Source organism: Microbacterium sp. NPDC003461 (assembly GCF_053588335.1).
This window is the reverse complement of the sequence record NZ_JBSFPT010000016.1, coordinates 42633-63252: the sequence shown is the minus strand read 5'-3', so window position 1 is coordinate 63252 and position 20620 is coordinate 42633. Positions and strand designations below refer to the sequence as shown.

18 protein-coding genes and 4 pseudogenes are annotated in these 20620 nt (G+C 68.3%); 16 read left to right on the top strand and 6 right to left on the bottom strand.

Annotation, left to right across the window (positions count from 1 at the left end):
* Positions 1-164: 164 nt before the first annotated feature.
* Both ACWDR7_RS08250 and ACWDR7_RS08245 read left to right on the top strand, forming a co-directional pair.
* Positions 165-2048 (top strand): AAA family ATPase, encoded by a 1884-nt coding sequence (locus ACWDR7_RS08250; RefSeq protein ID WP_449854439.1) that lies wholly within the window; start codon positions 165-167, stop codon positions 2046-2048.
* Positions 2049-2247: 199 nt separating this feature from the next.
* The gene (locus ACWDR7_RS08245; RefSeq protein ID WP_449854438.1) at positions 2248-2421 is read left to right on the top strand and encodes a hypothetical protein; all 174 of its coding nucleotides are present in this window, start codon (positions 2248-2250) and stop codon (positions 2419-2421) included.
* A 128-nt stretch (positions 2422-2549) separates the two neighbouring features.
* Here ACWDR7_RS08245 and ACWDR7_RS08240 read toward each other — a convergent pair.
* Together ACWDR7_RS08240 and ACWDR7_RS08235 are read right to left on the bottom strand one after the other, a co-directional pair.
* Positions 2550-3359, bottom strand: a pseudogene (locus ACWDR7_RS08240) (IS481 family transposase); the annotation flags it as partial.
* A 205-nt stretch (positions 3360-3564) separates the two neighbouring features.
* Positions 3565-4527, bottom strand: a complete 963-nt coding sequence (locus ACWDR7_RS08235; RefSeq protein WP_449854437.1) for an acetamidase/formamidase family protein — start codon at positions 4525-4527, stop codon at positions 3565-3567.
* A 117-nt stretch (positions 4528-4644) separates the two neighbouring features.
* Here ACWDR7_RS08235 and ACWDR7_RS08230 point away from each other — a divergent pair, with 117 nt between their 5' ends.
* From ACWDR7_RS08230 to ACWDR7_RS08185, 10 genes are all read left to right on the top strand, one after another.
* Complete coding sequence (locus ACWDR7_RS08230; RefSeq protein WP_449854436.1) at positions 4645-5403, top strand: SDR family NAD(P)-dependent oxidoreductase; 759 nt, start codon at positions 4645-4647, stop codon at positions 5401-5403.
* Positions 5400-6923 (top strand): sugar ABC transporter ATP-binding protein, encoded by a 1524-nt coding sequence (locus tag ACWDR7_RS08225; RefSeq protein ID WP_449854435.1) that lies wholly within the window; start codon positions 5400-5402, stop codon positions 6921-6923. Before ACWDR7_RS08230 ends, ACWDR7_RS08225 begins: the two co-directional genes overlap by 4 nt.
* Positions 6920-7888 (top strand): ABC transporter permease, encoded by a 969-nt coding sequence (locus tag ACWDR7_RS08220; RefSeq protein ID WP_449854434.1) that lies wholly within the window; start codon positions 6920-6922, stop codon positions 7886-7888. The genes ACWDR7_RS08225 and ACWDR7_RS08220 overlap by 4 nt, the downstream gene beginning before the upstream one ends.
* A gap of 45 nt (positions 7889-7933) precedes the next feature.
* Complete coding sequence (locus ACWDR7_RS08215) at positions 7934-8905, top strand: substrate-binding domain-containing protein (protein WP_449854433.1); 972 nt, start codon at positions 7934-7936, stop codon at positions 8903-8905.
* Between the two features lie 74 nt (positions 8906-8979).
* Positions 8980-9681, top strand: a complete 702-nt coding sequence (locus tag ACWDR7_RS08210; protein ID WP_449854432.1) for a cyclase family protein — start codon at positions 8980-8982, stop codon at positions 9679-9681.
* 35 nt (positions 9682-9716) lie between these two features.
* Entirely contained in the window at positions 9717-10778 is a 1062-nt protein-coding gene (locus ACWDR7_RS08205; RefSeq protein WP_449854431.1) for a LacI family DNA-binding transcriptional regulator, read from the top strand.
* Complete coding sequence (locus ACWDR7_RS08200) at positions 10775-11701, top strand: D-isomer specific 2-hydroxyacid dehydrogenase family protein (protein ID WP_449854430.1); 927 nt, start codon at positions 10775-10777, stop codon at positions 11699-11701. Before ACWDR7_RS08205 ends, ACWDR7_RS08200 begins: the two co-directional genes overlap by 4 nt.
* 1 nt (position 11702) lies before the next feature.
* A complete protein-coding gene (locus tag ACWDR7_RS08195) occupies positions 11703-13100 on the top strand; it encodes an amidase (protein ID WP_449854429.1) in 1398 nt (465 codons plus the stop codon).
* Entirely contained in the window at positions 13097-14104 is a 1008-nt protein-coding gene (locus ACWDR7_RS08190; protein ID WP_449854428.1) for an NAD-dependent epimerase/dehydratase family protein, read from the top strand. The genes ACWDR7_RS08195 and ACWDR7_RS08190 overlap by 4 nt, the downstream gene beginning before the upstream one ends.
* Positions 14105-14138: 34 nt before the next feature.
* On the top strand, positions 14139-14669 hold the full coding sequence (locus ACWDR7_RS08185; protein ID WP_449854427.1) for a gluconokinase: 531 nt from the start codon (positions 14139-14141) through the stop codon (positions 14667-14669).
* A gap of 236 nt (positions 14670-14905) precedes the next feature.
* Here ACWDR7_RS08185 and ACWDR7_RS08180 read toward each other — a convergent pair.
* From ACWDR7_RS08180 to ACWDR7_RS08170, 3 genes and pseudogenes are all read right to left on the bottom strand, one after another.
* Positions 14906-15067 (bottom strand): annotated as a pseudogene (locus tag ACWDR7_RS08180) (IS701 family transposase); the annotation flags it as partial.
* A gap of 10 nt (positions 15068-15077) precedes the next feature.
* On the bottom strand, positions 15078-16007 hold the full coding sequence (locus ACWDR7_RS08175) for a transposase (RefSeq protein WP_449854426.1): 930 nt from the start codon (positions 16005-16007) through the stop codon (positions 15078-15080).
* Between the two features lie 17 nt (positions 16008-16024).
* On the bottom strand, positions 16025-16342 hold the full coding sequence (locus ACWDR7_RS08170; protein ID WP_449854441.1) for a transposase: 318 nt from the start codon (positions 16340-16342) through the stop codon (positions 16025-16027).
* Between the two features lie 12 nt (positions 16343-16354).
* Between ACWDR7_RS08170 and ACWDR7_RS08165 the strand changes: the two are divergent.
* Positions 16355-16848 (top strand): annotated as a pseudogene (locus tag ACWDR7_RS08165) (IS3 family transposase); the annotation flags it as partial.
* Positions 16849-16933: 85 nt separating this feature from the next.
* Here the strand turns inward: ACWDR7_RS08165 and ACWDR7_RS08160 are convergent.
* Positions 16934-17668: an IS3 family transposase gene (locus ACWDR7_RS08160; RefSeq protein ID WP_449854425.1), complete on the bottom strand. Its 735-nt coding sequence runs from the start codon at positions 17666-17668 to the stop codon at positions 16934-16936.
* Between the two features lie 147 nt (positions 17669-17815).
* Between ACWDR7_RS08160 and ACWDR7_RS08155 the strand changes: the two are divergent.
* The 3 genes and pseudogenes from ACWDR7_RS08155 to ACWDR7_RS08145 all read left to right on the top strand — a co-directional run.
* Positions 17816-18145: pseudogene (locus ACWDR7_RS08155) on the top strand (helix-turn-helix domain-containing protein); the annotation flags it as partial.
* Between the two features lie 161 nt (positions 18146-18306).
* Positions 18307-19866, top strand: coding sequence for an IS21 family transposase (gene istA / locus ACWDR7_RS08150; RefSeq protein ID WP_449854424.1), 1560 nt, complete (start codon positions 18307-18309; stop codon positions 19864-19866).
* Positions 19863-20609, top strand: coding sequence for an ATP-binding protein (locus tag ACWDR7_RS08145; protein ID WP_449854423.1), 747 nt, complete (start codon positions 19863-19865; stop codon positions 20607-20609). Before istA ends, ACWDR7_RS08145 begins: the two co-directional genes overlap by 4 nt.
* Positions 20610-20620 lie beyond the last annotated feature (11 nt).

Sequence of the window (20620 nt, the reverse complement as noted above, 5' to 3'; positions counted from 1 at the left end):
CGACCCGCTTCGACGAACTCGCCATCACGTACCGCGCCGGCGTCACCCTCTGCGCCATCCTCACCTGGGTCCGACTATTGGGAGACACGCCCTAGCTGGGAGGAAGTGCTGGTCTTCACGCCCGTGGCGGCATGGCGACTGCCCAAGACGCGAAGGGCCGCCAAGTGAGCAACCTCGATATCGCACTCAGCCTTGCCCGTGCAGGCTTCTACGTGTTCCCGATGACCGCGAGCGGCAAGTTCCTGAAGGGCTTCGGCTGGGACAGGGGTGCGTCACGGTCCAGGGAGCAGATCCGGGAGTGGTGGGCCAGCGACCCGCGTCAGCGTATCGGCATCCACACCGGGCTGTCGGGCCTCGTTGTCGTGGACCTCGACCGCAAGCACGGCAAGGACGGCTTCGCGAGCCTACGGGCCGCTGGCCTCAACCTCCCGCGCACGTTCAGCTACACGAGCCGGCGCGGCCACGGCGAGCACCACATCTACCGAGCACCGGAGGGCGAACAGCTCACCATCGACCGCGACCTCAACGGCATGCCCGGTGTGGATATTCGCAGCGGCATCGGCATGGTCGCCTACAACGGCCCGCAGCTCACCAAGAAGCCTCGGCTGGCACCGGCTCCTGAGTGGGCGCTGGTCCACAAGAAGGACGGCTGGGACTACGACATGGCCGACCTGGAAGCGTGGCTCGACGCCGAGGGAACCGCTACCGACCCGAAGCAGGAGGCCCGTGCTGCAAGGGCAGGCCGCTTGGCAACTGTGTTCCCCGAGGACGGTGTCGACAACGGCGACCTGCTCAACCGAATCACCCCGCTTGTGTCGGGGTTGATGTGGGGCGCGAGTCGCCGGAAGGCGTACGAGGCTGCGCGGGCACGGTACACCAACGACTACCCCGACCCGAAGTACCTGATCGCATTCGACAGGGCGTGGGCCAAGGCCGTGACGCGAGTGGAGGCCGACCAGCAGGAGCACAACATGAAGGCTCAGAAGAAGACGCCCTCGACCACCGCCAAGGGGCGGCGGCTGACGCTGATCGACCTCAACGACGTCGGGGAAGAACCCATCTACTGGGTCATTCAGGACGTGATCCCTCTCGGCACCCTGACGATCTTGTCGGGAGCTGCCGACGTCGGCAAGAGCACGCTCCTGGCGGCCTGGCTCACGCAGATCATGAACGGCACCGCCGAGGGCGACCTCGACGGACCAGCCACGGTGCTGACTGCGGTCGGTGAGGACGACCTCGGTCGGGTGCTCAAACCTCGCATGCGGGCGGCTGGTGCCGATCTGAGGTCGGGGCGCTTGAAGGTCATCACCATCATCAACGATGGGCGCGACACGGCGCTACAGATCGGCGAGGACCTGGCAGACATCAGACAGGCGCTGATTGACACCGACGCCCGAGTGCTGGTGCTCGACCCGATCATCTCGTATGTCGAGGGCGATCCCAACTCGCTGAAGGATGTACGCGCAGCGCTCGACCCCATCCGCGACCTGGCGACGGAACTCAACGTGGCAGTGATCGCTGTCCACCACCACAGGAAAGGCGTGGGCAACGCGGCTGAGAAGCTGTCCGGCTCCCACGCCTGGAGGGACGCATCCCGGTCGCACATTCTCGTGGTGAAGGACGAGGACACCGGCGTGCGGTTCGCCACGGTCGAGAAGGGCAACTACACCGGGGTGCGGCTGTCGTTCTCGTTCGAGACGGAGAGCGTCGTCTACCAGAACGCCAAGGGCGAGAACATCAAGACGGGACGCGTCATTAACCTCCGCCGGTCTGAGACGACCGCTCACGACCTCCTGGCCAAGGCGGCTGACCTCACCAGCGCGCGCAGCGGAGTGATGCAGCAGATCGTCCACTACGTCAGCAGCTCGCGGGTCGCGGTGACCACGGCTGAGGTAGCCGAGGCCGTCGGGGAGCCGAGCAACAAGGTGAAGGTCTACCTCAACCGCGCTGCGAACGCGGGGCAGATCGTGAAGGAGTCCCGAGGCACGTATCACTCGCTGGCCGGTGTCGACCTCCGCGCCGAGCGTGCCAAGAGCGGGAAGAAGTGATGCCCCCGTGCACCACTGCGGCCAAGGTAACAACGGCTCGCGTACACCTGCTTGGCGTTACCTTCGTTACCTTTCCCCCTCGCGAAGGCAACAAAGGTAACTCAGGTTACGCCGGTGCAGTGTACGCGCGAGGCGTTTCCTTGCGGCCTGCTCCCGGAAAAGTCTCTGGGCTGTGTGGACACGTCACCAGCGGCACAGGGTGGGCGTCAGGGCCAGGAACAACGGCTGGGTGGATGCGGCCGAGGCGTACACGAGTGCCTACCCCGACACCGCTGGCAGCGCCGACGCGCTCGACTACATCGACAGCAACGGCCCCGGCACCCCGGCCTACAACATGCTCTCCAGCATGACCTTCTCGGCACCGACCGAGTAATTCCGACTGGGTGAGGGCTTTCGACTCCTTTCGCCTCACCCGCTGGCGGTGCGACGCCAGCACGAGAGACTCGTGGCTCACGCTGCGGGTCTCTCAGGTGGTGTCAGGCGCACCCTTCGGTTTGCCCGAAGGGTGCGGTTCAGGCGCTCGACTTTCCCGTTGGTCCAGGGGCAGTGCGGCTTGATGAACTTCTGTTTGATGTGGTGCGCGTCGATCACACCGCGGAACGCGACCGATTTTCGGTAGGCAAACGCGTTGTCGCTGATGACTCGTTCGACTCTGACGCCGAGGGCGGCGTAGAACGCGATCGCCCGCTCGAGGAACCCGGCAGCGGTGACGCCCTTCTCGTCGTCGTGGGTCTCGGCGTAAGCGACGCGGGAGTGGTCATCGATCGCGGTGTGCACGTAGTCGTAGCCGATCCCGCGCCCGCGAACTTTCTCACTGCGACCATGAGCGCGCCAGCCGCCGCCGTCCGGGATGCGGCCGAGCTTCTTAACGTCGATGTGGATCAGCGAGCCGGGACGGGCGTGCTCGTAGCGGTTCGCGGACCTCCTGGTCGCTTTGATCACGGCGCCGGTGACCGGGTCGAGATCCCGCAGCAGCGGAGCGTGATGACGACGCAGCACCCGCCCGACCACGGACGCGTGCATCCCGAGCCGGGCACCGATGAAGACGGGACCGCGACGGGTCAGTTCGCGCATGATCCGCACCCGCGTCTCCTGGCATGGCCCGGTCTTGTGCGGATGGCCGTGCGCAATGCTGGAGCGATCCTGCAGGCCCGCGGCGCCCGCCTCACGGAACCGCCGCCACCACCGCCACGCCGTCGTGCGAGAGACGCCCATCTCCGCCGCGACGTGCGCGACCGCGCGTCCGGCCTGGATGCGCTGGACCATAATCAACCGGCCGGCCGGAGTCAGCCGGGCATTAGCGTGGGACACGAGAGACCTCCGTGTGTTCGAGCTGAAGAACTAGACAGCTCCAACTCGACCCCGGAGGTCTCTCCTACGTCAACAACGATCTGGGTCAGTACACCTAGACGGCGACCGCGTCGTGTCGTGCAGCGTCCTGAGACGCGGGACGGGCACCGTGGTGTTCGGGGATCCGCGCGCGGGCGGATGAGTCCCGCCCGCGCCGACGACCTGCTCACACGGCCGCCCGGCCTCCGAGGAGGGCGAGCGCATCGTGGTCGAGGACGGCGTGAACGCCCTTCACGCCGTTCACGATCTGCGTCACCCGGAGATCCGTCGTCTGGCTGGCGAGGTTCAGCGATTCCTTCCTCGTGAACCCCGTCCTCTCCTGGAGGAGATCGACCATCCCGCTCAGCGCCTGGAACGCCGCCGCGTCGAGCGTCTCGGCGAAGCCGAACGTGATCCAGCTCTCGGGGGTCAACGCCCGGGGCATGGACAGCGGCATGTCGCGGACGAGGTCGACGGTGAGCGTCACCGAGCGCATGGGGCACTCGATCGCCGTCGACCCCGCCTCGCCGTCTCCTTGAGCGGCGTGCCCGTCCCCCACGGAGAGCAGCGCCCCCGGCGCTTCGATAGGGAGGAAGAGGGTCGTGCCGGCGATCAGCTCCCGGCAGTCGATGTTGCCCCCGGTGGAACGGGGCGGATGCGTGGAATGCGACCCCGGCGCCGCGGGCGCGCAGCCGATCACGCCGAGGAAGGGCCGCATCCGCACCCGGTGCCCGTGCTGGCTCGTCGCCATGGAGGAGGGGCTGTCGAGAGTCCAGCGCAGATAGCTCTCCGCCCCCTCGTCCACGGCGAGCTCCGTGTCGAGCTCCACCGCCCGTCCGCCGCTGCGGCTCCAGCCCCATTCGCCCGGCTGCACATCGTCGATGCGCACGGCGAGCGTCATCCCCGGCTCCGCTCCCGCGATCGCGAGGGGGCCGATGAGGGCGTGCCCGTCGTCCACCCCCGGGCGGCGGCCCGGCCATTGGCCGCCGTGCCGTGCGGGGGGACCGATCTCGACGTCCGTGAGCCAATCGCCGTCCAGCGTCGGGAAGGTCACGGTGTCGCCGGGACGGATCGTGAGGATCGGGGGATGGGAGGGGGAGAAGGAGCCGTGCAGGTTCTCCGAGGCAAGGGGGATGCGATGCGTGGTCATCGGCGGTTTCTCCTCGACGTCGGGACGAATCCCGTCCGGGACTTGTGTGTTCGGCGGAGCTCTGTCTACTCTTGGCGAATCGATATACGGAATCGATTCCCTATTCGGAGGATAGCAATGAAGTTAGCCGGCCGCACGGTCCTCATCACCGGCGTGGGACCGCAGCTCGGACTGGGGCGCGCCTTCGCCCTGGCGTTCGCCGCAGAGGGGGCCGACCTGTCGCTGAACCATGTCTCGCCGCTCGACGCCGAGATGGAGGCCCTGCGCTCGGAGCTGGAGAGCAGGGGATCGAGGGTGCTGCTCACCGAGGGCGACATCTCCACCGAGGAGGTCGCGCGAAGGTTCATCGAGCGATCGGTCGCCGAGTTCGGGGCCGTGGACGTGCTCCTCAACAACGCCTACGTCACCGATCAGCACCTCGTGCAGGACATCACCCCGGAGACGTGGGACCGCGTCATCGCCGTGAACCTCCGCAGCGTCTACCTCACCTGTCACTTCGCCGTTCCGCACATGATCGCCGCGGGCAGGGGGCGCATCATCAACATGGCGTCCCAGATCGGGCAGAAGGGCGGGGTGGAGCACAGCCACTACGCCGCCTCGAAGGCCGGGATCATCGGCTTCACGAAGTCGATCGCCCTGGAGCTCGGCGCGCATGGCATCACGGCGAACTGCATCGCCCCCGGCCCCATCCAGACGCAGGTCATGGAGACCGTGAACGACGAGTGGCGCAGCGCGAAGCTCCGTGAGCTGACCATTCCCCGGTTCGGCCACGTCGACGAGGTCACCCCGACCGCGATCATGCTCGCCTCGGAACCCGACGGGAACATCTACACGGGACAGACGCTCGGACCCAACTCCGGGGACGTGATGCCGTGAACCCCGACCAGGGCGGCGACGTCCTCCTCACGGCGAAGGGGATCACGAAGGCCTACGGCGGCGTCCAGGCGCTGTCCGACGGGCAGCTCACGCTGCGGCGAGGCGAGGTCCACGCCGTCATGGGCGAGAACGGAGCGGGCAAGTCCACGCTCATGAAGATCCTCACCGGATCGGTCTCGGCGGACTCCGGCGAGGTCGTCTACAAGGGGGAGCCGCTCACGGCGACGAAACCTCAAGACGTGCGGGCGGCGGGCATCTCCATCGTCTACCAGGAGTTCAACCTGCTCCCGGACCTGTCGGTCGCCCAGAACGTCCTCATCGGGCGCGAGCCGGCGTCGCGGATCCCGGGATTCATCTCCGAGCGGACCCTTCGCGGCGAGGTGGAGGAGCTGTTCGAGAGGATCGGCGTGACCGTCGACCCGTCCCGGCGTGTGGGCGAGCTGAGCGTCGCGGAGCAGCAGATGGTGGAGATCGCCAAGGCGCTGTCCACGAGCTGCGAGCTGCTCATCCTCGACGAGCCGACGGCGGCCCTCACCGACTCGGAGATCGACGCGCTGTTCCGCGTCATCCGAGACCTGCGTGCCCAGGGCGTGGCGATCGTCTACATCTCCCACCGGATGAGCGAGCTCGTGCGGATCGTGGACCGGGTCACGGTTATGCGCGACGGCGCCTTCGTGGCCGAGCACCTCCTCGCCGACCTCGGGATGGATCAGCTGATCCGCGAGATGGTCGGACGCGAGATCTCGAACCAGTACCCGCCGCGTCCGCCGACGGACGTCGGGGAAGCGACGCTCGAAGTACGCGGCCTGTCCACCGCCGGGCTTCTGAAGGACATCTCCTTCACCGCCCGCCGCGGCGAGGTGCTCGGGATCGCCGGGCTCATCGGCGCCGGGCGCACCGAGCTGGCCAGAGCGGTCTTCGGCGCCGATCCCAGGACCTCGGGCGAGGTCCTGCTGGACGGGAAGGCGCTCTCGATCCGGGCTCCGCACCAGGCGATAGCCCAGGGGATCGGCTATGTGACCGAGGACAGGAAGAGCGACGGGCTGATGCTCGAGCTGGGCGTCGAGCAGAACATCCTCCTCGCCGGGTACTCGCGCTTCTCGCGCGCGGGCTTCGTGCGCAACCGGCCGGCTCGCCGCGCCGCCGAGGAGCTGGTCGAGCGGCTGAACATCAAGCTCGCCTCGCTTGGGCAGGAGGCGGGAACGCTCAGCGGAGGCAACCAGCAGAAGGTCGTGCTCGCCAAATGGCTGTGCACTCGCGCGCGCGTTCTCATTTTCGACGAGCCGACCAGAGGGATCGACGTCGGCGCCAAATACGAGATCTACGAGCTGATCTTCGAGCTCGTCCGGCAGGGGATGACCGTCCTGGTCATCTCCTCCGAGCTGCCGGAGGTGCTGGGCATAACCGATCGGATCCTGGTGATGGCCGAGGGGCGCATCACGGCCGACCTCGTCACAGCAGAGACCTCGCAGCAAGAGATCACCACGTTCGCGATGAACCACATGGGAGGCGACCAGTGACCACTGCACACGCGACCGCACGTCCGAAGCGGAGCCTCCGGAGCCTGCGCCTCCAGCGACTGGGGGCCGTCGCCGGACTCATCCTCCTGATCGCGGTGTTCGCGATCTCCTCCCCGCATTTCCTGCAGGTGAACAACCTCCTCAACATCGCCCTGCAGACCTCGGTGATCGCCATCATCGCGATCGGTCAGACCTACGTGATCATCACCGGCGGCATCGACCTCTCGGTCGGAGCGGTGGCCGCGCTCGCGGGGGTCATCACGGCCGACCTGCTGAAAGCCGGCGCGCCCACGGCCGTGGCGATCGCGGCGGGCCTCGCCGGCGGAGTGCTCTGCGGCGCGGTGAACGGATTCCTCATCGCGTACGGCAACATCCCGCCGTTCATCGCGACGCTCGGGATGCTGGGCATCGCGCGCGGAGCCGTCCTCGTCCTCACCAACGGCTCACCCGTCTCCGGCCTTCCCCGCGAGTTCGGATGGTTCGGCAACGGCTCGGTCCTCGGCCTGCCCTTCCCGGTCGTCCTCATGGGCATCATCGCGCTCCTCTTCGGCTGGATCCTCCTTCAGAGCCGCTTCGGCCGCAGCGTCTTCGCGATCGGCAGCAATGAGAAGACCGCGTTCCTCTCGGGCCTCCACGTCGCACGCACGAAGATCGGCGTCTACGTCGTGAGCGGCCTCCTCGCCGGCACGGCGGGCGTGATCCTCACCTCGCGCCTGGTGTCGGCCGCCCCCACGGCGGGAGAGGGGTACGAGCTGGACTCCATCGCGGCGACCGTGATCGGCGGTGCCAGCCTCTCGGGCGGCGTCGGCGGGACGGCGGGCACCCTCATCGGCGCCTTCGTGATGGGGGTCCTGCGCAACGGCCTGAACCTGCTGGGCGTCTCCTACTACTGGCAGCAGATCGCGATCGGCGTCGTCATCATCGCCGCCGTCTTCCTGGACGGCCTCCGCCGTCGCAGACGCTGACCCCACCGACCCACCAGATACGCACACCAGAAAGGAAGACACAGCATGAAGAAGAAGCTCATCTCGCTGCTCGCCATCGGCGCGCTCGCAGCGGCCTTCGCGGGCTGCAGCAGCGCCCCTGAGGGCGGGGAGGACACCGGCGACGCCGGCGTCATCGGCGTCATCCCCAAGTCCACGCTCTACGACTACTGGACCTCGGTCCAGATCGGGGCGGAGAACGCCGCCAAGGAGAACGGCTACACGATCGCCTTCCAGGGGACGGCGACGGACACGGACTCCGAGGGCCAGGTGAAGATCGTCGAGGACTTCATCACCCGGGGCGTCGAGGCCATCGTGATCTCCCCGGTCGACCCGGATGCGCTCGCACCCGCTCTCGAGCGCGCGGACGCCGCCGGCATCCCCGTGGTGATCATCGACGGAGAGCTCGACTCCGACGTCCCCCGGTCGACGGTGTCCACCGACAACTCCGCGGCGGGCGCGCTCGCCGCGGAGAAGATGAACGAGATCATCGGCGGACCGGGGAAGGTCGCTATCGTGAGCGAGGTCGCCGGCTCGATCCAGGGGACGGCCAGGGAGAACGGCTTCGCCGACCAGATCACATCCGACGGATACACCCTGATCAACACCTTCTTCAGTGAAGGCGATCGCAACAAGGCGCTCAACATCACGCAGGACATCCTCACCTCCTCACCCGACGTCAAGGGCCTCTTCGCCACCAACGAGGGCACGACGGTCGGAGTATCGCTGGGAGTCACCGCGGCGGGCAAGGAGGGCGACATCGCGATCGTCGGCTTCGACAGCTCCGACGACATCCTCGAGGCCATCCGTGCGGGCGTGATCAGCGGAACCATCACCCAGGACCCCGCCGGCATCGGCTACACCGGGGTCACCAACGCGATCAAGGCGATCAAGGGCGAGACCGTGGATGCGGTCGTCGACGTGCCCGCCGCGTTCGTGGACGCCTCCAACATCGACGACCCGGAGATCCAGCAGGTGCTCAAGCCAGCCAGGAAGTAGCGCCCGCACAACCGGTCAATGCAGTCAGAGCAGGGTCGAGCCTGGGTTCGACCCTGCCCCACGAAAGGAAAAGAATGTCTCAGAGGATCGTCGACCTGACCCTCACGCTCAGCGACAACATGCCCGTGCAGAGCGCCTTCCAGCGTCCCGTGTACGTCACCGTCCAGACACACGAGTCGAGTCTCGCCATGGGGTCGGGCACCCCGGAGGATCCGCACACCTCGTCGTGGAAGTACCTGGGGATGGTGGAGCACACCGGGACGCACGTCGACGCCTTCTTCCACATGAACCCGAACGGGCTCACGATCGACGAGATGCCGCTGTCCATGTTCTTCGGGAAGGCGGTCTGCTTCGACATGACCCACGTCCCCGACCTCGGCGAGATCACCGTCGCCGACCTCGAGGCGGCGCAGGCCAGCACGGGGATCACCGTCGACGGCCACATCGTCCTGCTGAACACCGGGCTGCACCGCCGGCACTACCCGGATCCGATCCTCTTCGACGTGAACCCCGGTCTCTCGGCGGAGGCCACGCACTGGCTGGCCGATCACGGCTCCGTCGTCCACGGGGTCGAGGGGCCGTCCACCGACATCATGTCGACGAACCTGTTCCCCAGCCACCGCGTGTGCCGCGACCGCGGGATCACCCATTACGAGTGGCTCGTTAACCTGGAGGAGCTCGTCGGCAAGGGCGAGTTCATCTTCTACGGCGTGCCGCTGAGGCTCGACAAGGGGACCGGCTCGCCGGTTCGGGCGTTCGCCATCATTGAGGAGTAACGATTCGCATCGCGGCGAACGCTTTTGGGAGAAGAATGAGCACCACGGACGGAACGGCCAGACCCGCGACGATCTCCGACGTCGCCGAGGCGGCCCGGGTCTCGCGCACCACGGTGTCGCGATATCTGAGCCAGCAGTACGGCTCGATGTCGCCGGCGACGAAGACGCGGATCGAGGAGGCCATCGCCGCGCTGAAGTACCGCCCGAGCCGGCTGGCGAGGGGGCTGCGGCAGGACAAGAGCTTCACGATCGGCTTCGTGGTGCCCGACATCACCAATCCCTTCGCGATCAGCGTCCTGCGCGGCGCGGAGACGATCGCGGAGAAGCGCGGATACATGGTCATGATCTGCAACAGCGACCGTGAGCCGGGCAAGGAGCGGCGCTATTTCGACGTGCTCCGCTCCTACGGGGTCGACGGCCTGCTCGTCTTCTCCACAGGGCACAACGGCGAGGGAGTGGCGGAGCTCGCCGACAGCGGCCTGCCGATCGTCCTGGTGGACCAGCCCGTCCCCGAGGCGGACCTCGATCTCATCGGCAGCGACAACGCGACCGCGATGCGCGACGCGGTCGAGCACCTGATCGGCGGCGGGTACGACGACGTCGGCTACTTCACCGACGTGATCGGATCGACCGTCTCCCGTGCCGAGCGCGTCGACTTCTTCCGCACGCAGCTGGGGGAGCATCCGCATGTGTCGTCGCGGATCTTCGAGGCCGACGTGCGCGACGACAAGGAGCTCGATGCCGTCGTGGACGCCTTCCTCGCCGAGCCCCGGGGGACGAGGAGATGCCTGTTCGCGGGGAACGGCGTGATGATGCTCAAGCTCTACGGGAGGCTCACGGCGCGGGGCACGGCCATCCCCGAGGAGGTGTCCCTCATCGGCTTCGACGACGACGAATGGGCGCGTTCGGCGGCCCCGCCGCTGACGACGATCGCCCAGTCCACGAAGGAGATCGGCGCCCGGGCCGTCGAGCTCCTGCTCGAGCGCATCGACGGCAGGGCGGAGCCGTTCACGACGACGCGCCTGCCCGCGACGCTCATCCCGCGGGCCTCCACCTCCGGATCCGGCTCCGTGGCCGCGACGGGGGGACGGTCATGAGCGGGCAGCGGGGCATACCGGTGCTGCTGCGTCCGCTGGACGTCCCGGAGTACCACAGGGCCATCGTCGACGGCGGCGGGACGCTCACCGACGGTCAGGACGCCCGCGTGCTCGTCTGGTCCGAGCACGGAGACCCGACGGGGCTGGCGCAGACTGTTCGCGAGCACCCGTCGCTCGAATGGGTGCAGCTGCCGTCGGCGGGCATCGACAACTTCGCCTCCGCCGGAGTGCTCGACGGCGAGAGGGTGTGGACCTCGGCGAAGGGGGCGTATGCGAAGCCGGTCGCCGAGCACGCCCTCGCCCTGACGCTGGCGATGCTGCGTTCGCTCCAGCACCGCGCCCGCGCGCGCACCTGGGGCTCCCCGGTCGGGAAGACGCTGTACGGGGCGAACGTGCTCATCGTCGGGGCGGGCGGCATCGCCCAGGAGTTCGCCGCGCTCCTCGCGCCGTTCGGCGTGAGGATCACGGTGTGCAGGCGCAGCGCCGCTCCGGTCGGCTTCGCCGAGAAGACGATCGCGCAGCACGAGCTGCGGGAGCACGTCGCCGACGTCGACGTGCTGGTCCTCGCAGCCCCGCTCTCCGCGGCGACGCGCGGAATCGTGGACGCGAGCGTGCTGACGCGCATGAGATCGGATGCCGTCGTGGTGAACGTCGGCCGGGGAGGGCTCATCGCGACCGACGCCCTCGTCGCGGCCCTCGCGGAGGAGCGGATCGCCGGCGCCGCGCTCGACGTCACCGATCCCGAGCCGCTGCCGGACGGCCACCCGCTCTGGCGGGAGCCGCGGGCGCTGATCACGCCGCACTCCGCCGACACCATGGCGATGATCGTTCCGCTGCTGGCGGAGCGGATCGCGGAGAACCTCGCCCGCTTCGCCGCGGGGCAGCCGCTGACCGGCATCGTCGACGTGCGGGAGGGCTACTGACATGTCGACCACCTCACCCTCCGGCGGGCGCATGCCCACCGTGGCGGAGCGCACGGCGGGGGCCCTGCGAGCGGCGCGCTCCTCAGCGGCCGAGATCAACGCCTTCGTGCAGGTCCTCGACGATCGCGCCGCGCGCGCGGCAGAGGCATCCGACCTGCGGCACGCCGCCGGCATGCCTTTGGGCCCGCTGGACGGCGTCGCCTACGCGGTGAAGGACAACATCTTCGTGGCCGACGTGCCGTGCACATGGGGGAGCCGGCGATGGGACGGCCATCGGCCGGCGAGCTCGGACCTGTGCGTCGAGCGGATGGAGGCCGCGGGGGCGGTGCTGATCGGGACCACCAACACTCCCGAGCTGGCGGTGGGACAGACGACGAGCAACGCTCTGCACGGGACGACCCGGAACCCGCATGACACGCGACTGACGCCGGGAGGCTCCTCCGGGGGCTCCGCTGCCGCGGTCGCCGCGGGCATCGTCCCGGTCGCGCTCGGCACCGACGCGGGCGGCTCCAGCCGGGCACCGGCGAGCCTGGTCGGCGTCTACGGCCTCAAGACCGCGACGGGGACCGTGCCGCGCGCCTACGGTCTTCCGCAGCTCGTGCCCGGCTTCCAGTCGATCGGCGTCCTCGCCGGATCCGTCGACGGGCTGCGTGAGACGCTCGCCGTGCTGAGCGGGCCGGATGCTCGCGACCCGTCGTCGCTGCGACGCGGACAGCAGCCCGCATCGCGGCCGATCCGGGTGGGATGGTTCTCCGCCGTGGCGGAGGTGCGATGCGATCCGCAGGTCGCCGACCGTCTCTCGGCGGCGACCGGGATCCTGCGGGACCGCGGGGCGCTGGTGAGCGCCATCGCCGCCCCGTACCGCTGGCCGCGCCTTCGAGAGGCGTGGGACACCCTCTCCGCGGTCGGGATACGGGCCGCCCTGGACGAGGCGCCGGAAGCCGACGCGCCGGTGGACGACGCCCTGGCGGCAGCGGCGGCCCGTGCGGCAGAGGTCAGCGGAGCCGACTACCGCGCCGCGGCCGACGCCGTCTCCTCCCTGCGCGCGACCGCGGAGACGGCGCTGCAGGACTTCGACCTCGTCCTGTGCCCGGTGACGCTGTCCGGCGCCTGGCCGATAGACGCGGCGCCGGCGTTCAGCGACGGGTCGCCGATCGATCCCGCTGATCTCGGCGCCTTCACGCACTGGGTGAACGCGCTCGGACTCGCCGCGCTGTCGATTCCGGCCCCCGCTCTCGACGACGGGAGGCCCGTCGGCATCCAGCTCGTCGCCGTCACCGGCGGCGAGCCTCTGCTCCTGGAGGTCGCGGAACTGCTCCTCGCCGGTGGGTTCGGGCCGTCCGGGCCGGAACGGGCGGGAACCGAGACGAGGACGATCGGGAAGGGGTGGGAGCTATGAGCATCCTGGTCACGGGGGGAACAGGAACCGTCGGACTGGCGATCGTCGAGTGCCTCGTCGCTCACGGCGAGCGGGTCACGGTCTATGCGGAATCGGCGCCCCGCGGCCTGGCCGCCGAGGCGTTGGAGTCCTTGTCGGGGGACGTCGAGGTCGTGCAGGGCGACGTGCGCGACGGCGAGCGGCTGCGTGACGTGCTCACCGAGCGCGGTGTCCGCTCCGTGGTGCACGGCGCGGCCATCACCCCGGATGCCGCGCGTGAGCGCGCCGGCGACGGCGCGCGCACCGTGATCGACGTGAACTGCATCGGGGCCGTCTCGGTGTTCCAGGCGTTCGCGGACACCTGTCCCGGTCGTTTCGTGCACCTCGGCTCGATCGCGGCGTACGGTGCGGCCACGACCGCAGAGCCCCTTCTGCGCGAGGAGGCCGGGCAGGAGCGTCCGGAGAATCTCTACGAGATCACCAAGTTCGCGGGGGAGCTGGCCGTGCTCCGCCTCGCCGAGCTGCGGGGACGGGAGGCGGTCAGCCTCCGCCTCGGCGACGTCTTCGGCTGCTGGGAGCACAGGACCGATGTGCGCGACATGACCAGCGCGCCGTTCCAGACCCTCGCACTCGCGCTGCGGGGAGGGGAGGCCGTCCTGCCGCGCGACGGCCGGAAGGCGTGGGTCTACACGGCCGACGTCGCCGAGGCGGTGCGCTGTGCGCTGGAGGCCCCCGCGCTGCCCGACCGGGTCGTCAACGTCAGCTCGCCGTTCGAGTGGTCGATCCAGCAGTGGTGCGAGCTGCTCGCCCTCGAGTTCCCGGGCTTCCGTCATCGCATCGATGCGGAGGCGGCGAACGTGAGCCTGTTCGCCGACAACGCGCCGATGTCGTTGGAACGCGCGGGGAGGCTGGGATTCACCGCGAGGTACGATCTGCGCGATGCCCTGCGTCACTACGTCGCCTGGGCCGCCGGCCACCGGGAGTTCTTCGCCGATCGGCCGGATACGGCGGACGGGGTCGCATGAGGCCGCTCTCCGCCCCGCACGGACAGGGGGCGCCATGAGCGCCCGCGCCGTCCCCCGGATCGTCGTCATGGGAGTCTCCGCGGTCGGGAAGTCGACCGTGGGCCGGCTGCTCGCCGAGTCCCTGGGAGTGCCGTTCGTCGACGGCGACGACCTCCATCCTGACTCGTCCATCCGGAAGATGGCCTCCGGGACGCCGTTGGACGACCGCGACCGGATCCCGTGGCTGCATGCGTGCGGACGCGAGCTGGGCGCCCCGCGCCAGGGTGCCGTCATCGCCTGCTCCGCGCTCACCCGGCCGTACCGCGACATCATTCGGGGGGAGACCCCGGAGGCGCTCTTCGTGCACCTGCATGCGGATGAGGCGAGCATCTCCTCGCGCGCCACCGGGCGCAGCAGTCATTTCATGCCCTCGGGGCTTCTCGCCTCGCAGCTGGCGACGCTGCGCCCGCTCGACCCGGACGAGCGGGGCATCACCGTTGATGCGGGCGCAGAGCCGGCCGAGCTCGTGGAGGCCGTCTGCGCGAAGCTGCGGGACTTCGCCATCGTGCTTCCCGGGCAGCCGTGATCGTGGCGCCCGGCGGGGCGTGTCAGCCGACCCCGACCGTCCCCTCCCGGTACAGCGCGCGCAGGCCGTCGATTCCGCTGTCCTCGAACGCGCGCTCCTGACGCTGCGCGCCAATGCCGTTGCGCATCGCCTTCTAGCAGTACTTGGTTAGGTTGGTCCGGCGCGTTGGCAGTAGGGGCAGCAGCTGAGGAGGCGGATGACCGTGGTCTGGAGTTCGCGGAGGATGCCGTAGAAGCTCAGGCTGCCCCTGTTGCTTTTGGGGTGGCGGTGAGGCGTTGCGTCGTGATGAACAGGTGCGCGGCGGTGACGAGGGTGACGTGATGGTGCCAGCCGGGCCAGGTGCGTCCTTCGAAGTGGTCCAGGCCGAGGCCGTGCTTGAGCTCGCGGTAGTCGTGCTCGTGTCCCGCGTCAAGTAGTTGGCAGGATTTCTTCTCGATCGAAGTTGGGGATGGTGGGGTCGGCGTGGCCGAGGTGGACCTCGAGAGGTCGGTTCCAGGCGATCGCCTCGTGCGGGCGGATCGTGTTGTACTCGATCCGGTAGTCCTCGGCGCGCTCGACGAGAGTGAGCGCGTCGGGGATCTCGTCGAGAAACAGCCGTTCATACTTCAGCGTCCCGAATCCGCGTTCGCGTGACCCGTTCTGCCCCGGCGACTTCACTCGGGTGCGAACGTGCTTGAGCTCGGGGTGGCGGGTGATGAACAGCTCGAAGTTCAGTGACCGGAACGGGCCTCCGTTGTCGGTCACGATCGTCACCGCGGGGAGTACCTCGCCGGTGTCGGGGTCGACCTCGCAGGCATCGATGAGCGGGTGCCCGAACATCGCCTCGTAGTCTTCGAGAGCGAGCTCGACGGCGGCGATCGCGTCGTACTGGTTCGCCGTCGGCGACGTGTGGAATCGGTGCTCGTATTTCGAGTACCAGTCCCGGCATCCGGCGATCCGCCAGGTCCCGCCGCTGGTGGTCTCGAACTCGCTGAAGTCCAGCTGCCACACCTGGTTCGGGCCCGTCGGGGTCCTCGCGAACGCGTCCTTGCGTGCCCGGGCGAGGTCGCGGCGCTGCTTCTGGTACTCCGACGGGAGGATCAGCCCGTCGTCGCGGAGGATCCGCAGCACGGTTGCCTGCGAGACCCGGTGCCCGTCGTGACGGGTCATCGCCCAGATCTTCCGGTGACCCCACTCGGGCTTGGCCAGCGCATGCTTCGTCACCAGCGACCGGGCCGCGTCTCTCGCCGGCTGCGGCCACGGGCCCTTCGGCGGGCGGTCCTGCCGCGCTTTGGCCTGCCAGCGCCGCCAGGTCCGCTCGGGCACGCCGAACTTCTCGCACCACCTCGAAGTCGGCATGCCCGCCTCCATCCGGATCACCTCGAGGTCCTCGAAGGGCCCACCCGGCCCTCCGCGCTCTTCTTCCAGACCCGCACCTCGAGATGCGCTTCGCCGAGTGCCTGGGTCAGCTCCGCCACCTCGGCTTCGAGCTGCTGCTCCCGCGTCGACGGGCCGGATCTGCCCGCGGCCAGGCCCGTCTTCCCTGCCTCGAGGAAGTCGGACTTCCAGCGGCCGATCGACTGCTCGGACACTTTCTCACGCCTCGCGGCCTCGGCGATCGTGACCTCACCGGCGAGGACGCTGAGCACGATCCTCGTCTTCTGCTCCACCGGGATCACAGGCGGTCTTCCCATGACAGATCCTCCGTTCAGGACTCAACTAACAGCCCTGCCACAAAGTCTGACGCGCGACATACTGCGCCGCCGTCCTCGACGCCTACAGCCGCCGCATCATCGGCTGGTCGATCGACTCCAAGCAAGACACCACGCTCGTCATCAACGCGCTCGACATGGCCATCCGGAACCGTCGCCCCAAGCCAGGCGGCATCGTTCATGCGGACCACGGCACGCAATTCACCTCCTGGCTCTTCGGGGAGAAGATCCGCTCCGCCGGGCTCCTGCCCTCGTTCGGATCCGTCGGCGACGGGCTGGACAACGCGATGATGGAAAGCTTCTGGTCATCCATGCAGATCGAACTGCTGAACCGGAAGAAGTGGAAAACCAGAGTCGAGCTCGCCAACGCGATCTTCGAGTACATCGAGATCTTCCACAACCGTCAGCGCCGACACTCCGCCCTCGGCTACCGAACCCCAATCGAATACGAGACACTCGAAATCAACGACATCCCCGCCGCGAGTTAGCGGCCCTGACTGGCACCAAATCCGTGGGGCAGGTCAAACTGTCACCTGTTCCTGCATCAGACCCGAGGTCAGTCGTCAGCAAGAGTCAGGCCGCCAGGAGGTACTCGACACTCTCACAGTCGTAGCTGTCGCCGACCGTTCCGACGGACGCGACCGCGTCGGCTTCGGCGAGTCGCTCGGTGTAGCGAATCGCACGGTATTGGACTCCGGCATCGCTGTGATGGATCAGCCCGGTGATGTCCTGACCCGCTCTGCGGCGCTCCCAGAGGCCCATCTCGAGCGCGTCGAGGGCGAGATCGGTGCGCAGCGACGTGGACACCTGCCAGCCGACGACACGGCGGGAGAACACGTCCAGGACGAACGCGGCATAGGTCCACCCGGCGTGGGTGCGGATGTAGGTCAGGTCCGCAACCCAGAGCTGGTTCGGTGCCGTCGCGGTGAACGCGCGCTTCCCGAGGTCGGCGGGCCGGTCGGTCTCCGCGCCGTCCCCGAAGGTGGTCTTGCGGGTCTTGTCGCGCCGGATGCCCTGGATGCCCGCGGCGCGCATCAGCCGCTCGACGGTGCAACGGGCGACCTCGACGCCCTCCCGGCTCAGGGCAGCGTGGATCTTCCGGGCGCCGTAGACGCCAAGGTTCGCCTTGTGGACCACCCGGATGTCCTCGATCAGCTCCGCGTCCCTGACAGCCCGGGCAGACGGCGGCCGGCTCTTTGCGGCGTAGTAGGTGCTCGGGGCGATCTGGACGTCCGCGTCACGCAGGACCTGGCATATCGGCTCGACCCCGAACCGGTCACGGTGCTCGTCGATGTACTCGACGAGCACCGCTGTCGACACCTCGGCTACTTCAGCTTGCGGTCGAGCTCCGCCGCGGCGAAAAACGCCGACGCGGTCTTCAAGATCGGCGGATTCAACCGGTCAACGCAACGGGTGCTGTGAGATGAAGCAGGCGCTGATCTCGGGAGGCATTCGTTGCAGGGCAAACATGGTCATCTCAGTCGCGAGCAGAAGCAGCTCGCGCTCCGTCTCCACTCGAAGGGGTGGCGGCTCATCGATATCGCCCGCGAGATCGGCTGCACGGCGCCGATGGTCGGCCGCATGGCGAGGGAGGGCCGTCACCTCGACGGGAAGCCGTTCGGCTGGGAGCCGCGCGAGGGGCATCTGACGGTCTTCGACCGTGAGGAGATCCTGGTCGGCCTCGCCCGCGGTGACACGCTTACTGCGATCGCGCGTGCCCTGGGACGCGCGGTGTCGACGGTCAGCCGCGAGGTCAAGCGCGGCGGCGGACGGGAGGAGTACTCGTGAGTATTGGTGTCTCTGAGCACCACCGGTATTGCCGTTGAGCACCACTTGTTCGTGCGCGTGTTCTCGTCGTTGAGCGCCACCGAATATTCGGCTTCAGCACCACCTTCTTAGGCTCCTTCTGCCCCGTGGCCAATCACGCGGCAGAAGGAGTAGTTCGGATGGTACGCAGGATCAAGGCGAAGCTGGTGTTGAGGCTTCGCGCGGAGGGGTTCTCGGCGCGGCAGATCGAGGCGCAGGGGATGTCGCGGCACTCGGTCATCGCGGTGTTCGACGCCGCCGACCGTGAGGGTATCGACTATCGCGAGGTCGCCGATGTCGACGACGCGGAGGTGTATGCGCGATTGTTTCCGGGGCGGGGTGAGCACGAGAGTGTGCACGCGCAGCCGGACTGGGACCGGGTCCACAAGGAGCTCGCGAAGGTCGGGGTGACGCTGAAGCTGCTGCATGGCGAGTACGTCGACGCCTGCCGGGCGGACGGGTCGCCGGCGATGGGCTACGACAGGTTCTGTAAGACCTACCAGCAGCACGTCCTCGTGATCGGGGCGGCGTCGCGGGTCGGGCACAAGGCCGGGCAGTCGGTTGAGGTCGACTGGTCGGGCAAGACGATGCAGCTGACCGACCCTGTCACCGGGCAGCAGACGCGGGTCTGCTTGTTCGTCGCGACGTTGCCGTTCTCACGGTTCGCGTTCGTCGAGCCGACGCTGGACATGAAGCAGGACACCTGGCTGCGCGCCCACGTCGCGATGTTCGACTGGTTCGGCGGCTCCGTCCCGCGGATCATCCCGGACAACCTGAAGACCGGGGTGATCTCCCACCCGGCGGAGGGTGAGGTGGTCCTCAACGACGCGTATCGGGAGCTCGCGGCGCACTACTCGGCGGCGGTGCTGCCGGGACGGATCAAGAAGCCGAAGGACAAGGCGAGCGTCGAGAACACCGTCGGCAACATCGCCACCTGGGTGATCGCGGCGCTGCGGAACCAGACGTTCGCGACGTTGCCGGAGTTGCGGGCTGCGGTCTACGAGCGGATGACGGCGTTCAACGCGGAACCGTTCCAGAAGCGCGCCGGCTCCCGCTTGGGCGTGTTCGAGGGTGAGGAGAAGCCGCTGCTGCGGCCGCTCCCGACCGTTGCGTTCGAGATCTCCCAGTGGGTCTACGGCCGCAAGGTTCAGAAGAACGGGCATGTCGTGTTCGAGAAGAACTTCTACTCCGTCCCCTACGTGAACATCGGCCGCGCGGTCGATCTGCGAGTCACCGACAGGATGCTCGAGGTGTTCGCCGGGCAGGACAGACTGACCAGTCATCTGCTTGCCCCGGTCGGGACGGTGAACGAGTACCGCACCCACGACAGCGATCTGCCCGACGGTCCGCAGTATCGGCAGTGGGACGCCCCACGGATCCGGGAATGGGCGGCGAGGATCGGGGAGAACACCACGATCGTCGTGAACCGGATCTTCGAGTCGGTGCCCGTCGACGAGCAGGGCATCAGCGCCGCACTGGCCGTGCTCCGCATGACACGCCGGTACTCCGCCGACCGCGTCGAAGCTGCCGCCGGCGTCGCTCTCGCGTCGAGGGTGAGGTCGCCGCGCTACGCGCACCTGCGGCCCATCCTCGAGACCAGGCAAGACGACCCCGCAGGCCGTGAGGCATGGTCGACACCCGCGGCGGAGCCGGCCGGGTATGTCCGCGGCGCCGACTACTACGCCGGAGACGCCCGATGAGCCGGCTCGACTCGGAGACGAAGCGGAAGCTGCGGGAGATGGGCGTCGCGTCGCTGGTCGACGCGTTCGAGGCCCAGGACGATGCCCTCACGATCGGGGTGGTGTTTGAGGAGCGGATCAAGATCGCTGTCGACGACGCCCACGCGGCGTTCACCCACTCCAAGGTCGAGGGCCTGATCCGCCGGGCCGGGCTGCGCTACCCGAACGCGGACCTGCGACGCGTTGACATGCTCGAGCAACGCGGGCTCGACAGGGGCGTGATCGCTCAGCTCGGGACCTGCCAGTTCATCGGCAGGCAGCAGAACGTCGTTTTCCAAGGGTTCACCGGGTCCGGGAAGTCCTACCTCGGGTCCGCGTTGGCGAAGCAGGCGTGTCAGCACCGCTACCGGGCGCACTACATCCGCATGCCCGACCTCGAAGAATCCTGGGCCGCTGCACGGGACCGGCCAGCGGGGAGAGAGAAGTGGCTGCGAAAGTACGCCGCGTTCACGCTCCTCGTGATCGACGAATGGCTCCTCGACCCACCCACCGACGACGTCCGGTCCATGCTGCTCGAGCTCCTCGAACGGCGCTACGACGCCACCTCGACGGCGTTCTGCACCCAGTACGCGAAGAAGGACTGGCACCAACGCCTCGGCTCCGGCGTCCACGCCGACGCGATCATGGACCGCATCGTCCACAACACCGTCTGGATCGAAACCGGCGACGTCAACATGCGCGAACACACCGCCACGAACAGCTGAACCGGGCCGGT

Coding starts and splice junctions, on each gene's coding strand:
- ACWDR7_RS08235 (WP_449854437.1), bottom strand. CDS start 4,527: ATGACCACGCATCGCATCCCCCTTGCCTCGGAGAACCTGCACGGCTCC.
- ACWDR7_RS08230 (WP_449854436.1), top strand. CDS start 4,645: ATGAAGTTAGCCGGCCGCACGGTCCTCATCACCGGCGTGGGACCGCAG.
- ACWDR7_RS08215 (WP_449854433.1), top strand. CDS start 7,934: ATGAAGAAGAAGCTCATCTCGCTGCTCGCCATCGGCGCGCTCGCAGCG.
- ACWDR7_RS08210 (WP_449854432.1), top strand. CDS start 8,980: ATGTCTCAGAGGATCGTCGACCTGACCCTCACGCTCAGCGACAACATG.
- ACWDR7_RS08205 (WP_449854431.1), top strand. CDS start 9,717: ATGAGCACCACGGACGGAACGGCCAGACCCGCGACGATCTCCGACGTC.
- ACWDR7_RS08200 (WP_449854430.1), top strand. CDS start 10,775: ATGAGCGGGCAGCGGGGCATACCGGTGCTGCTGCGTCCGCTGGACGTC.
- ACWDR7_RS08195 (WP_449854429.1), top strand. CDS start 11,703: ATGTCGACCACCTCACCCTCCGGCGGGCGCATGCCCACCGTGGCGGAG.
- ACWDR7_RS08190 (WP_449854428.1), top strand. CDS start 13,097: ATGAGCATCCTGGTCACGGGGGGAACAGGAACCGTCGGACTGGCGATC.
- ACWDR7_RS08185 (WP_449854427.1), top strand. CDS start 14,139: ATGAGCGCCCGCGCCGTCCCCCGGATCGTCGTCATGGGAGTCTCCGCG.
- ACWDR7_RS08175 (WP_449854426.1), bottom strand. CDS start 16,007: ATGCCGACTTCGAGGTGGTGCGAGAAGTTCGGCGTGCCCGAGCGGACC.
- ACWDR7_RS08170 (WP_449854441.1), bottom strand. CDS start 16,342: ATGGGAAGACCGCCTGTGATCCCGGTGGAGCAGAAGACGAGGATCGTG.
- istA (WP_449854424.1), top strand. CDS start 18,307: ATGGTACGCAGGATCAAGGCGAAGCTGGTGTTGAGGCTTCGCGCGGAG.
- ACWDR7_RS08145 (WP_449854423.1), top strand. CDS start 19,863: ATGAGCCGGCTCGACTCGGAGACGAAGCGGAAGCTGCGGGAGATGGGC.